Genomic DNA, 13,122 nt, shown 5'->3' on the forward strand with positions numbered 1-13,122 from the left:
TTGTACAGAACCCCAAAACGGAAATCTTTTACTGCTAAGTATTTCAGGCTTTGCTACTTCAAGTCATTTTGTCTTATATTTACAAAACTTTACTTCTTGTCCTATTTTGCCCGTATCTCGGCTGCTGCCCTAATAGATTAACGAGGAAAGAATGGTATGTTACATTGATTAACCATTAACCGAGAGAATCGTTAGGTCATCGCACACGAGCGCTCAATTAATTGTTGTAACATCCGATCGATCTCAGCGATCGATCGGATGTTGAGACAAAAAACATTCTCAAGGGTAGCGCGTAACTCTGCAACCGTTGAAAGGACGCGGTGTTCTGTTCGACCATCCAAATAATGCACCGTAAACTGATTGTTCCACAAGGCATAACGACAATTTGAATCCGGTTTTGCCACCATCAAATTAGTAACAAAAATCGAGTTTGGATGAGTTGAAACGTACCAATTACTCACCTCATAATCTGGTAATTCTTGTTCCTGAAGATCGAATCTGTAAAGGGATTTCCACTCATGCTTGATATATGCTTGCATAATGTAGCTGCGATCCGCTGCGCTCAATCGAAATGGTTCGTGGGAGGTAGGTTGTTCAATATCCGGTGTCAAAGCAAGCGGCGCGGTAAGCGTTAATCCTCCGAATCCCGCATCTGCAATGTATGGCTCTCCATCAATATTGACCCCCAGCACCATATGACTGCGAGGTGCGATCGTCCCGGACGGCAAATTCCACAGCACGCGAGCTGCTAGATTCGTTACCTGAAAGCCAAGAGCAAGCAAAACAGCCCGCAACAGTGAGTTTTGCTCAAAACAATAGCCGCCCCGTCCCTGGTTGATGAGTTTTTGTTGCAAGGATGCTAAATCCAGCTTCACAGGTTGTTTCAGGAGCGAATTGAGGTTTTCAAAGGCGATCGTTTGGGAATGTCGTTGATGAATTGCCTGTAACGTTGTCAGCCTCGGCGAGCAGTCACCGCTATAGCCAATTCGTTGAAAATAGGCATCAAGGTCGATCTCAGTCAGTCGTTGTTGCAATTGCATATTTTATTATCAGAGTCAATGCTAAGTTTCTTCATGGGGAACAATTAATCATTACGCATCCAACGTTCCTTCATTTTTAGCATCGGAGAAATCATAGATTTCGATCGCTCCTTCACGTCGAATCATCCGCTTCCCCCGCCGATCGCTCCAAACATCCCATCAAGTAAATCAGTAATGTCTCTTTGGTCGGGGCCGCGATTATCGCATACACCATCAAGGTGTTTAAATTTTTCTGTCTGCTGAGTTTGTGCACTTTTCTTACATTCCCCTCTGTTGCGCCCAGTGCCGCCGTGATAACACTGTGTCTGATGCGGTGAGGGAACATCTGCTACTGGCGTTGCTTAATCAGGGTATGAAAAAAATAACTTGAAAATCCCGAAGTTTTGTGGATACTGGTTTCTCTGACTTGCATATTTAGCCGTTCATACCCTAAATCAGCAACGCTTTTCTATTTATTAAATACTAAAAATTTCAGCGTTTTCTGGTTTTGAGCGTCAAACTATTATAATAGCGTGTCTATACTACACATCTACTATTTACCCTCTTCACTAGCTAGAAAAACCCATTGGATGGAAACCAGAGCGAGACGATGAATTCAGCCCCTTAAGAATTTCTCGAACTTTTACAAAATCTTCTTTGTCCGAAATCTCTACATGAGCCTCAATTCTGAAAATATCATCAAGTCTTTCTTTGTCATTTTCTATAACTTTTAATATCTTCACAACCCTACTTCCAAACGAAAAGCATTCGTCACCGTAGTGAAGAATCAGCTCAATGTCATCCCCTACTTGTAAGCCGAGATTAAAATTGTACTTAGCAACTTGCATCGACATATTGACTTTTTCTTTGTCTACGTCTTTGTCTACGTCTTTTTCTTCAAGAAGGGAAGGAATCATTACAAAATACTGAAACATACAACTCGCTCCTAAATATATTAAAATAGTTTAGCTATGAACTTATTTTTTTTCATAGTATTTAAGATTTATTTAATTATTCAAGTTATAAAAAATTATAGAAAATAAGAGTTTTATTTTTAATCAACTCTACGGGTAGCACTTCCAAGTCCTAGATAGGGAAATAAGCGTTTTCCCGCCTAGATTGTTAGTGGCACACCCGCTCTGTAACGCCAGAAATTGTAGAATTAGGTGCTGAGTTTTGGTACGGGTTTTGACAATCTTAGGGGTTGCAGGCTTAACAAACCCTCAATCTGCTGAAAATTCTCACGGGCTAGGTCGATCGGAGCGATCGCCCCCATCGGGAAATTTCTCGCTCAAACTCTGATCGAAATAATACTGACACCAAAATTCTGCTACCTCCAACAACATGGGTACTGATTCAGCCACGATACCTGAACCAGACTGCAATCCATAGCCTTCTACATATTCTCTAGCTAGTTTATAAGTCCAATAGGGAAAATCTGTCTCTACGAAACACCGCAGTGAATACTCTAGCTTTAATAAATCTCCGCTACGGACAAAGCGCACCGTTGCCCACCTAAAATTACGGTAGTCATCCCCTTGCAAGCCATCAATGTCTCTCAATAAGTTTCTGATAGATTGCCTGCTTTCGTAACTAGGACTTTCTAAGTAACTTTGCATCAGTGTGATTGCTTCATCCACTAACTGTTGTTGCTGTGCCCATTCTTCACTGGTGAAGTGTTCGGGACAAGTCGCCTGATTAATCTGCTGCTGCACCAGTCGAGCAATGTAGAGCCCAAACTTTTCAGCGGCGACCTCATCAACGCACAGACTTTTGATACTCGTCAGCCTGGTTATCGGTATGGCAAATCGAGCTTTTTCAACTTCTTGGGTAGTTTGAATCCATTTTTTGATTTTCTTAGCAATAGCAAGCTGTTGTTTGTTTTGTTTCATTCTAAATTGCCCACGCTTAATATCCTGATTGAAGCAACGCTCCAGAGAGCAAATCTGTTAGTTTGAGTGTAACAGCCCACTGGTTCAAGTAAGCGATATCGAGTCCTTCCCTTTGCACCTTCAAAACTCCCAACACATCCCTCCACTGCTTTTGGGAACCGCCAGGAATTAGTTTATACCAACTGAGTTTTTGCAGGACGATATCTTCAGGCGAGTAGATGTAGATTCCCTCCTCTGTTAAACCGCTAACAGGGTAAAGTTGGCGTCGCCTCATCACCGAAGCCGAAAAAGGGTCCTCGCTGCCCATCACAAAAATATCCGCTTTCTCCATAGAAGGCAAATAGATGACATTGAACGATGATTCGCGGGGTGCTGCTTTTGACTTAGCGATTGCTTCAGTCACAGCCGACTCGCTGATGTAAAACTCACCTGACATGGCATCAATTAGTCTCTGCGCTGTTCGCGATTCCAAGTCAATCACTAAGTCCAAATCTTGCGTAGATCTGTTTTCTCCCAACAGCGAACTCGCCACCGAACCTCCCACCACATAGGGAATATTCAGCGGTAGCAAGATGCTGGCTATTTTTTGCGCTAATTCGATCGGATCTGCAATCACGAGTTCACCCCAATCGTTACTGTCTGATAAAATTTCTATCCACTCAGCGCCCAAGCACCTTTTAATAAATTCTTGCCGAACTTTTGCCTCACTAGCATGGGGATACTGGTTCTTGATTCCAGATATTGCCAACCTTCGCACCGCTTGATTGAAAGCGCAAGTCCGTTGTACTTTTTGTTGGGGCGTTAACTGTCGCAATAGCTGAAACATCAGCACGTCAGCTTCAATACTGGTATCGATAGATTGTGGCTTGTATCCTGATTTGACTGTGACTGTTGGCATTGGTGGCATGATACAATCTTGCTCCCCGGCAGAGATTTCAAAATTATATTACAGAATCCAAGTTTTTAAGACCGCTTTATAAAAATGATATTTTTTCTTAATTATAATGAAAATTTAACAATAAAAAGACTTGCTATAATGATGTCCAAAGCAAAGGCTATAGTTACCAGAGCCACTAACCAGATGGCAAGATTTAGACGTTGTAATGTTTAATTATCCAACGACCAATTCTGACTAAGACTTTTTTAAACAACTGTTCGGGAGAAAGATGAAGATATGGACTTAAATCAAACGTCTGGAAATCGCCGATGGCGAGGGCGACTAATAAAAGCTGGAGGGGGTATTCTACTAATCTTCGGCACAGGTTTAAGCGTTTTTACCTGGAAACTCTTCTCGCCACCTTCTGTTGACCGGCTACCACTTCCCAAAACTTTAGTTTCTCTAGAGTCACCCCAAGGACAACAGCTATTGGGCCAGAGCAAGAGCAAACAGGATTTTCAACCGCTTAGCACCCACATTGAAACTCAAAAGCGTCCAGCCTTTTGTGGCGTGGCTAGCAGTGTGACGGTTCTGAATGCACTCGGCAGCAAAAGACAGGGATATCGCCCAGTAACCCAAGACACCTTTTTTGACGGTCAAACCCAGAATATCCGTTCTCCTTATGCAGTCACTTTTTCGGGGATGACTCTTGATGAATTAGCGACTTTGCTCAGAAGTCACAACGTCAAAGTTGAGGTCTACTATGCGTCAGAGACAACACTTAAGCAATTTCGTACCCAAGCTAAAGCCAATCTTGGCCGTTCTGGCGACTATATAATCGTGAACTACCAACGCTCTGTTTTGGGTCAGGGTAAAAGCGGGCATATTTCTCCCCTTGCTGCCTATCACGAGCAAAGCGATCGATTTCTGATTGAAGATGTAGCCAGTTATAAATATCCGCCTGTATGGGCTTCTACGGAGAATCTTTGGAAAGCAATGAATACTACTGATTCAACTTCCAAAAAGACACGGGGCTATCTCGTTGTGCACCAATAAAATAGATAATTAGGCATTGCATAACGGGGCTTCAACACTTACTCAAAAATGGCAAGAGTGCGGGTGCGACCAAAAGTAATTGGAGTATTATGCTATTTTTGATTTGAACTTTATCAGTTTTAAAAAGCATTATGTCTAAACTTTTTGCCATTGTTGTAGCAACCATTCCAGAGTATTACGACTACAAAATCGCTCATCCAGAACACGACCCAAATCAGGTAGCTTGGTTTCGCGAGCAACAGGAAAAAGGAATACTACTGTGAATAAAGCCCGTTTTTCCCCCATGATGGAACGGGGCTTTGGGTGATTCAGGCAGAAAGTGTGGAAGAGGCTCAAACAATTGTTAACAGCAGCCCCCGTGCGCGGGATGGTATGTTAGCAGAATCTACCAGAGTAGTGGAGTGGCAGGTGCATATTGGGCGTGAGCGTTTTGAGGATAGTAAATAGGCAGGGGCTATTTTGGCAGCGGGATAAACTCTGTCTCTTGAGGAACCTGACCAAAGCGTCCCTCTCTCCAATCGAGTTTGGCTTGCTCAATGCGCGAGTGCCGGCTCGAAACAAAATTCCACCACTTATGCCGCTCGCCGACAGGTTCACCGCCAATCACAATACAGCGAGCCTTGCCTGAAGCAGAAATGTTTACTTCAGTGCCGGAAGTGAGAAGTGCCAACCGATGTTGTTCCAAAGGCACTCCATGAATAAGAAGTCCCTCTGCTACGCTGTAAAGCGCTTGTTCGCTGTAATGACTCGTACCTTCGATATTACGATCAAAAACTTAGTTAAGATTTTGGAAGAGTAGGCGATCGCTAAAACTAGGAAGTAGAGTGATAGCTTGGCGGATTAGGGTACTGATGGAGGTAATTGCGGGGTTGACTGTGGGTGACTTAACTCGATTGAAACTCCTAGTTTCTCAGAAAGTTCCAGAACATTATTGCTAAAGTCAGCCGCTCCAGCTAAAACTCCAGCACTCATCGTAGCAAATGCCAGCAGGGCAACTAAGCGGGTTTTAATTCTCTGGGGTTTTCGCTTGTCAGGAGTATTGATGTCCTCTTGCAAGTCATCCAGATGAACTAATGCTTCTTCACGTTCGGCTTCGGGGAATTCTTGAGCCATATCGCGGAGAGAATTGATTACCCTAGTAATTTCATCAACATTCTGTCCAATATTTTGGGAAAAGCTGGAAACACTACCACTGCCACTCTGAATAAAACCAATACTAGAATTGGGAGCCTGGATGGTGGTTTCGTTAGTAACAGATTCATTTTGATTGTGAGTCATATTAACATTGCTTCCTATGATTATGGTACCTTTATTATTATTACCTATGTATAGACCAGAGTGTATCCGGATTTGTTTATAAATTTCTTCTTCTAGAATGTTAGTATCAGAACGCAATATGGACAAAGCTTGTAAAAGCATCTGCATATTGTGTTTATTAGATGCTCCAATATCAGATTGCCTAGCAAGTTGAGCTTGCAGGTGCTGAGTGACTGTATGAACATTGTCGCAGGTAGTTTGGAGCCATTCTACACATTTCTGGGGATTATCACAGATTTGTTCACACTCATTCCATATTAACTGAAAAGTTTGAGCGATGGCTCTTTTTAGGGCAAAGAAGAGGAGAGCGGCTCGCGCACTATCCTGTACGGAGTTAGAAAATTCAATACAGTGTTCCAATAATGCTTGCTCGATTGATCGTTCTAATTGAGTTAATCCCAAAGTTTGGGCAAGAGTGGGTTTAATGCTACAAAGCCATTTGGCTAAAGCAAGGTCATCAACAGTCATAGCCTTGACTAAAGGCAAAGTTCTTGCTCTCCAATTCACTGAGAGGATGCTTGCAGCATAAGCACTGAGCAAAAATGTCCAATGATCACTCTGGATTAATCGTTGTTCTCCTTGGGTGAGGATATCTCGCAACCATTTTGAATGATCGGGCTGACTTTTGTAGTAGTGGCTAATGCCTAAAGTAATACCAAGCAATTCTGTAGGACGATAGAAAAACGATGTCCGATCTGCGGGAAAATGGTTCCGACCAGATAATCTAGTTAATCCATTGGCCCAGCTTTCGAGAAAATCTTCACTAAATTGTCTGCCACAGGCAAGACTATAGCCTACGGCTGCCAGAACAGGTGCTTCACTAAAGCGTTTGGGTGAGAGTTTTGTTATGTCTATATCGTTGGCTACTTCAAAGGAAATATCACTGTTTGTTTGATGAAAAACATAGTTAGCAAAACCGCTTTCTGGTGATTCACTGTGATAGTTCGCCTGTAAATACTGTGCAATGCTTTCTAACTGAGAATTGAAACAGTTCCTAATTACATCTATCATAGGAACCATTTACTTGCACGAAGTTTGATATTGAGCATTGCAGGCGACCATCCCCGAACATTCTTTAGGCGAGCGAGTAACCCGGCAATTAGTTCAGAGTAATAGATGGTTACAGGATCGGATGCGGGTAATAATGATTTCCAAGACAACGAAGTAAACTTCAGCACTTGTTCGCTGAGATAGGTCAGGTCGCGGTAAGTCGATTGAGGATGAAGATTAATGAGTAAGGGGGTCGGTAGAGGTGTGCTGGATCGTTTAATCAGCTTCGATCCATTTGTACTCAGCAAGCGAGTGTAGCGCCCAAGTTGCAGAATAGTACCTCGTTCTGGTGCATAAATACCTTTGCGTTCGCCTTCTTTTACGTTAACACCCTGTTGAGATTTATCGAGCATTGTGAATGGGTGATCGTGGGAGATCGTTAAAAACGCGAATTCAACATTTTGTTCGTTACCGACTTGAGCGACACACTCAGCAATAATATTAGCAACGTCAACATCTTTAAGTGGTCTCGCAGCGTGAAATACCAGTCTTACCGTATCATCTGGTTGCCAGCCGTTGCGATTCTTTATTTCCTGCAAGATTGAGAGAGTGGAATTCCTTAATATACTAGGATATTCATCATAAGTACAGTCTTTAGACAAATTCCCCAAAAGGTAATTACCATCTCCTCGAAACACTGTGGTAATTCCCACAAATCGCTGTCGTTCCGTAAATCTACTACCTGATAATTCGCAGGTGCCAACACCAATAACCAGTTCATCATGAATAGTCAGATCGTGATCTACAGTCCAAGGTACACCATTCATTTTGGCATAAAGTGCAACCGTCAAATTTTGTAAAGTGTATTGCAGCTCATTTTTCGATTGATTAATTGTGGCTAAACGAACCTCTTGAACGGGAATACCTGCCATTAATAGAAGTGATTTGGAGTGGAGGTAGGGATTCTCGGAATCTGGTAGCCGTGTATGGTTATCCAGAAGCACCACCATTGCGGCATCAGGCATAATCTCTCGACTAGCTAAAGTTCCTTCAATTGTTTCCCTATAAACAATGGCGGCTGGATTGTGTGTATTTTTCAACCACGGAAGGGGTTCTAATGTAAATTTTGGGTTAACAAGACCAAATATTTTTGCCAATCCACCAGTGTACCGGGATGTTTCTTGCCACTCTACATTTCCATCCTCATCAATTTTTTTCTTCTTAATGCTGATACCGTCACGTAAGGTAACGAGAAATTTTTCAACTGCACCTTGTGCTGTATCTGGGAAAAAGACAATTATTTCTGGAGTCTTCTTAGAAAAAGTTTGACGGCTGAATGGTCCATATTGATCGATGCCAAGCCAAGCATAAGGTGATCTTTTAGTCCGTGCTGCATCAAAGCAATACTCAACTGATGATGCTGTAATTACAGACTGATATTCTTTCGTATTTATCGCTGCAATGCGATCGCCAATTTTTCCATGCAAATCTGGTGCGATATTCAAAGGGGAGTGATGGGCTAAAAACTCGTGCATTTTAGTAAGAGTGGTATCAACCGCAGGACCAATCAATAACTTACTCTCCTCGTTACTAAGCGCCGATTCAAAATTTTTGTACTTGTCGCCCAATATTGCTTTCAGACAACTACTAAACGAAGCTTTAGAGCCTTCTAGCCAAACTTCTTCCTCATGAATAGAGTCTATTTTGTCAAAGAATTCAGAAAGAGAAACAATTTTGTCTGAAAGCCGCTCAATGCGCCCAACTAAGCGTCGCTGACCAGGAGTACATTGACGGCGAACGACATATAAGTCTCGAAGCTCAACACCCTCATTTTGAAGTGTGCTTAGGGATGCCTGAATTTGCCAATTAGTTTTGAGGCGAAGAAATAATCCAATATCACTTTCGTCATTATGGAGTTCAACAATCTTGGATTCGAGGATATACTTGGGAAAGATTTTGAAACAAGAAATAAGTTTAGGTAAATCTGGAATACTGTTGCTAACGGTGCTGATGATTTCTTTTTTTTGAGCAAGGAAAGTAAACGGTTTGCGCTTTAAAGGATTATATTGTGAGAAAATATCTGGTAGTAAATAGCTTATCCTACTGGTTAGAAGTTGTAAATGTTCGTTACAGTTCAAATCCTCCAGTTGACCAAAGGGCTTATAGGGATTGGCGAGTTTGGGAATACCGTACAGTTTGCCTTTTCGCCAGTGAAAAAACCACTCATCTCCCTGTAATTCTATAAAACTCTTTAATTCCTGGCTATCCGGTAGGTTTTGCACATATGCTTTGAAGGTTTGTGCAGAGAGTTCTACCTTAAAACCGTTGAGTTGAATATCCAATTTACTCATAAATATACTTATACTCAAATAAACTTTTTAGGATTTGTATTATAGGTAATTACTCAATAATATGAACGTGATAAAACTGGCATTATTGGAAATAATATTATATTTCAAGGATGTAATTTTATACTATAAAATGAGTCTTGTATATTATTTTAGCGTTGAAAACTTATAGGTATCCTACATAAATAAAGTAGTGATTACCGTACTTGCCTCTACTGCGATCATCTATAGTTGTAGTAATGCACCTAGTCTAAGCTGAAATAATTTATAGCTGCAGTGTAAGCTCATCTAATTTGGTATAAATTGTATTTAGCAAAAAGGGCAAGATATAAAGGAACATCCTGTCAATAGCGGTTCTTTTGAACCCATTTGAGATATTTTGACGATGGACAGACAACGGGCGATGGACAGATAACGGGCGATGGACAGATAACGGGCGATAGACTCGCAGCCTCAAAGATGTCAAATGGGTTCTATACAAATAGCTATCTCTAGAGAGTTATAGCAGTGACTTGTTTAAACTTTCCCAACGGGAAGCCGCTGTAGAGTGTCGAGTTCTCAACGAGCATTCTGCTTACGAGACGATGGAGAGTTCGTCAGTGACTTGAATCCGACCTTTGACCAGGGAGCGAATCAAGCGATCAAGCGAGCCGCGTTCTTCTTCGCTGATGGACTCATCGAGGATGGCGGCCATCATGCCGTAGCGGTCAGCTTTAGTGAGGCGGTGAGTATCGGTGACAGTGGCAATTAATTCGTTGATGGCGCCTGGGAGAAGGTTGAGTGGAGACATGGGATTGTTTTGAACTCGACACCTTAATCATCGCCTTGTTTCCCTTAAGAGCAAGTGATAGTGCTGCTATTTTTCCGTGATAATACCGAAGGTGTTGGGTAAGCCACGTCCGTGTTACCAGTGATGGAAATCACAGTAACTTAGTGGAACTGTGGAACAACTAGAACTTTTAGCGCTGCTGAATTTAGGTACGATTGAGGCGGTGAGCAATTCATAAAAAATAATTCAACCCCAGTCGTATTCAGCAATATTCACCTCGCGCGATCGCACTTATCATGGCTCGATACAGCAACGCCCGATGAAAGCTTAGCTCCTAAAGTGTCGGAAAAACCCACACCCTGCGTTTTTCCACACACTCGCCTGTACCTCCTTTCCCTCATCGCTACAGACCGCCAATAATGCTTCGGCTGCTGCGCCTGAATTTATGCGGATGCAGCGATCGCGCTGTATGACGGTCAGCCGAGGAACGGGCTAATTTTGTCCAGTCCCGTCTTCAACCCAGCGACGGATGCTGTGTATTCTACGCCCGAAGTGAGCTGGACTACCACGTTAAGAAATACCCCCGACCGATGCAGCAATGCAGTATTTGCGGCAAACTCTGTGGTATCGGGTCGAGTTTACCAAGATGAAGATAGAACGGCACGGACAAGCCAAAATACTCACGCAACAGGAAATCGAGCTTTTGTTCAACGAAGGTTTGCAAACCGCTCGCGATCGCACGCTGTTCGGAGTTTGTCTCTACACCGCCTGTCGGATTGCCGAAGCTTGTTCCCTAGAAGTCATCGATATTTACACTGCCAGAGGTACAGTCCGACCTACAATCAACTTCCGCAAGGGCAACACCAAAGGCCAACTCCAAACCAGGACGATTCCGGTCATTGAAGATTTGCGAAGTCTCCTGACATCTTGGCGTTCCCACGCCGGCCAGACTTATTTATTCCCCGGCCGCCACCCTTCGCATCATTGGAAGCATCTGCACACCAACTCAGCGGATCAGATTTTGAGAGAAGCGTTCGAGCGAACCGGCATCGAGGGAGCCTCCACCCACAGTTTTAGGAGAACGGCTCTCACGCAGATGAGCAACGCCGGAATTCCGCTGCGGATTATTCAAGAAATCAGCGGTCACAGTAACCTCGAACAGTTGCAGCATTACTTAGAGGTGAAGCCGGATCAAGTCAAAGGAGCGATCGCGAGTCTTTCCATGCTTTCCTACACGGGGAAACCTACATTTCCCCCTGTAGAGGATGAATTGTCTGCTGTGCCGTTACCAAGAGAGCAACTGTCACAACTGTCACAACCCGAAGCAGACTCTTGGCCTGAAGAAATTCCTGATTGGTGACGATCGCAATTTTAGATTTTAGATTTTAGATTTTAGATTTGGGATGCAAGGTTAAAGTCACGCATCAAGAGCATCGAGTGCCGATCGCTTTCTTTCCCAAGGCAGAAGCCCTCACCCCTGGATTTGTTACAATTCTCGATCGTGTGGAGCAGGTGCATCTACGAAAACCTGCTTTTAGGAGAACTTTTGACTATGTGGCTTAAATTTGGTGTTGCTCCCAGTGGCGAACTGACGGGCATTGATGAAGCTGTGCGCGGAAAAACTCAGCTAACTTGCCTCTACTGCGGTGGCGGACTCACAGCAAAAAAGGGTTCGGTGAAAGAACATCACTTCGCACACACCGGGGACACTTGCAAGCCCGTGTCACAGCGGATTAAAACCAAAGCATTTCCCTCGCTGCCCCTTTACGACAACTTCACCATCCAGCTTAAGGGTGATGAATTAGAACAGTTGAAGGTGCTGTGGAAAGAGTACGGCGCACAAAATTACGGCATTCCCAGAGACTTGGTAAACTTTCGGTGGGAGCTCAAAGGATTGGTGGAGTCGTCGGGCGATCGCACTTATCAGTTTACCGACTTGGGTAAAATCCCCGTCGGCGCTCTTCCCCTGGCGCTGTTCAACAAAGTCCAAGAACCGCTGCTGCTGTCGGAGCTGGCTTCATTGGAAGGCTCTGTAGAGATTGCTGAAGCTGCGGGGTTATCCTGCTTAGAAGAACGGCGGGCTGATTTGCTGATTTATCGAGCACAGCTTCGTCGGATTTTGGTGAATTCGCTCTATTTTCTTGAGGTCAAAGCGGACGGCCACTGCTTCTATAAAATTGGAATTACTACTCGATCAATCGAGGAACGCATCGCCGAAGTGCAGCGGGATGTCAGAGCGCATTACTCAGATGTGGTTGTCAATTTGCTGGGACTGTGGGAACACCGGGGGAATGTGGAGCTGTACTTCAAGCACCGGTACAAAGCTTTTAATTATCGCATCGGCAAGCTGACAGAGTATTTTGTATTTCCTGATGTCAAAGCCGTGCTGAATGATTTGTATGGGATGGAACCTAAAGTGCTTAGTGATGTTGAGGTGGATGTTCTCAGCTTGCGCGATCGCCTCTGACTAAATCCCGCAGCAGTTACGCATCGTCACCGAACTATAAGGACTTGTGGCAGGTTCATCAAACTAGATAAAGTTAGCAATCGCTACAAGATTTGGAGCTACTTTGCAAGCGTCTAAGCCTTCAAGATAGGGAATCAAGTTCCAGTCTACCTTATTAATAAAACCTGTTCGGGTTTCTCGCAACTGGATAACTAATGTAGTTTTCTTGGACGCTCCGCGACATAAAAATTATTTTGGTTTGCACGCGGGGATATGGTTAAAGCTATACTTCGTAACAATATCGAGTTTTTTATCGATATTAGGCTCCGCCATCGTCAATATGAATGGAGCGAAGTGCTTTTCCTCAATACTATTGAGTTAAGTCTCAAAATTTCGCATCATCAGTCA

15 protein-coding genes are annotated in these 13,122 nt (G+C 43.4%); 6 read left to right on the forward strand and 9 right to left on the reverse strand.

The annotated features are described in order from the left end of the window. Window positions 1–191 precede the first annotated feature (191 nt). The 5 genes from QUA36_RS06815 to QUA36_RS06835 form a co-directional block, all read right to left on the reverse strand. Window positions 192–1,040 carry an arylamine N-acetyltransferase gene (locus QUA36_RS06815; protein ID WP_333456326.1) on the reverse strand — a complete coding sequence of 283 codons (849 nt, stop codon included), beginning with the start codon at window positions 1,038–1,040 and terminating at the stop codon, window positions 192–194. A gap of 112 nt (window positions 1,041–1,152) precedes the next feature. After that, window positions 1,153–1,293: a hypothetical protein gene (locus QUA36_RS06820; RefSeq protein WP_333456328.1), complete on the reverse strand. Its 141-nt coding sequence runs from the start codon at window positions 1,291–1,293 to the stop codon at window positions 1,153–1,155. A 295-nt stretch (window positions 1,294–1,588) separates the two neighbouring features. Continuing rightward, window positions 1,589–1,954, reverse strand: a complete 366-nt coding sequence (locus tag QUA36_RS06825) for a hypothetical protein (RefSeq protein WP_333456330.1) — start codon at window positions 1,952–1,954, stop codon at window positions 1,589–1,591. Window positions 1,955–2,260: 306 nt separating this feature from the next. Next, complete coding sequence (locus tag QUA36_RS06830) at window positions 2,261–2,911, reverse strand: hypothetical protein (RefSeq protein WP_333456332.1); 651 nt, start codon at window positions 2,909–2,911, stop codon at window positions 2,261–2,263. Between the two features lie 16 nt (window positions 2,912–2,927). Beyond that, the gene (locus QUA36_RS06835; protein ID WP_333454511.1) at window positions 2,928–3,818 is read right to left on the reverse strand and encodes a hypothetical protein; all 891 of its coding nucleotides are present in this window, start codon (window positions 3,816–3,818) and stop codon (window positions 2,928–2,930) included. Window positions 3,819–4,085: 267 nt separating this feature from the next. Here QUA36_RS06835 and QUA36_RS06840 point away from each other — a divergent pair, with 267 nt between their 5' ends. The 3 genes from QUA36_RS06840 (at window position 4,086) to QUA36_RS06850 (ending at window position 5,291) form a co-directional block, all read left to right on the forward strand. Then, window positions 4,086–4,844 (forward strand): phytochelatin synthase family protein, encoded by a 759-nt coding sequence (locus tag QUA36_RS06840; RefSeq protein ID WP_333454510.1) that lies wholly within the window; start codon window positions 4,086–4,088, stop codon window positions 4,842–4,844. Between the two features lie 131 nt (window positions 4,845–4,975). Next, window positions 4,976–5,107 carry a hypothetical protein gene (locus QUA36_RS06845; RefSeq protein ID WP_333454509.1) on the forward strand — a complete coding sequence of 44 codons (132 nt, stop codon included), beginning with the start codon at window positions 4,976–4,978 and terminating at the stop codon, window positions 5,105–5,107. 40 nt (window positions 5,108–5,147) lie between these two features. Next, window positions 5,148–5,291 carry a hypothetical protein gene (locus tag QUA36_RS06850; RefSeq protein ID WP_333454508.1) on the forward strand — a complete coding sequence of 48 codons (144 nt, stop codon included), beginning with the start codon at window positions 5,148–5,150 and terminating at the stop codon, window positions 5,289–5,291. Window positions 5,292–5,298: 7 nt separating this feature from the next. Here QUA36_RS06850 and QUA36_RS06855 read toward each other — a convergent pair whose 3' ends face one another. From QUA36_RS06855 to QUA36_RS06870, 4 genes are all read right to left on the reverse strand, one after another. Next, window positions 5,299–5,604 (reverse strand): pirin-like C-terminal cupin domain-containing protein, encoded by a 306-nt coding sequence (locus tag QUA36_RS06855; protein WP_333229567.1) that lies wholly within the window; start codon window positions 5,602–5,604, stop codon window positions 5,299–5,301. A gap of 80 nt (window positions 5,605–5,684) precedes the next feature. Beyond that, window positions 5,685–7,172: a hypothetical protein gene (locus QUA36_RS06860; RefSeq protein WP_333229545.1), complete on the reverse strand. Its 1,488-nt coding sequence runs from the start codon at window positions 7,170–7,172 to the stop codon at window positions 5,685–5,687. Further along, window positions 7,169–9,502 carry a Piwi domain-containing protein gene (locus QUA36_RS06865; RefSeq protein ID WP_333454507.1) on the reverse strand — a complete coding sequence of 778 codons (2,334 nt, stop codon included), beginning with the start codon at window positions 9,500–9,502 and terminating at the stop codon, window positions 7,169–7,171. The genes QUA36_RS06860 and QUA36_RS06865 overlap by 4 nt, the downstream gene beginning before the upstream one ends. Window positions 9,503–10,073: 571 nt before the next feature. Continuing rightward, window positions 10,074–10,289, reverse strand: coding sequence for a hypothetical protein (locus tag QUA36_RS06870; RefSeq protein WP_333230047.1), 216 nt, complete (start codon window positions 10,287–10,289; stop codon window positions 10,074–10,076). Between the two features lie 577 nt (window positions 10,290–10,866). Between QUA36_RS06870 and QUA36_RS06875 the strand changes: the two genes are divergently transcribed. The 3 genes from QUA36_RS06875 to QUA36_RS06885 are packed head-to-tail and all read left to right on the forward strand — an operon-like array spanning window position 10,867 to window position 12,735. Beyond that, window positions 10,867–11,628, forward strand: a complete 762-nt coding sequence (locus QUA36_RS06875; RefSeq protein ID WP_333456335.1) for a tyrosine-type recombinase/integrase — start codon at window positions 10,867–10,869, stop codon at window positions 11,626–11,628. A 38-nt stretch (window positions 11,629–11,666) separates the two neighbouring features. Beyond that, a complete protein-coding gene (locus tag QUA36_RS06880; RefSeq protein ID WP_333456337.1) occupies window positions 11,667–11,831 on the forward strand; it encodes a hypothetical protein in 165 nt (54 codons plus the stop codon). Next, window positions 11,821–12,735 carry a GIY-YIG nuclease family protein gene (locus tag QUA36_RS06885; RefSeq protein ID WP_333456339.1) on the forward strand — a complete coding sequence of 305 codons (915 nt, stop codon included), beginning with the start codon at window positions 11,821–11,823 and terminating at the stop codon, window positions 12,733–12,735. The genes QUA36_RS06880 and QUA36_RS06885 overlap by 11 nt, the downstream gene beginning before the upstream one ends. The last annotated feature ends 387 nt before the right edge of the window (window positions 12,736–13,122 follow it).

Origin of the sequence: Microcoleus sp. Pol10D4, from assembly GCF_036701555.1 — a bacterium.
Classification (GTDB): Bacteria; Cyanobacteriota; Cyanobacteriia; order Cyanobacteriales; family Microcoleaceae; genus Microcoleus.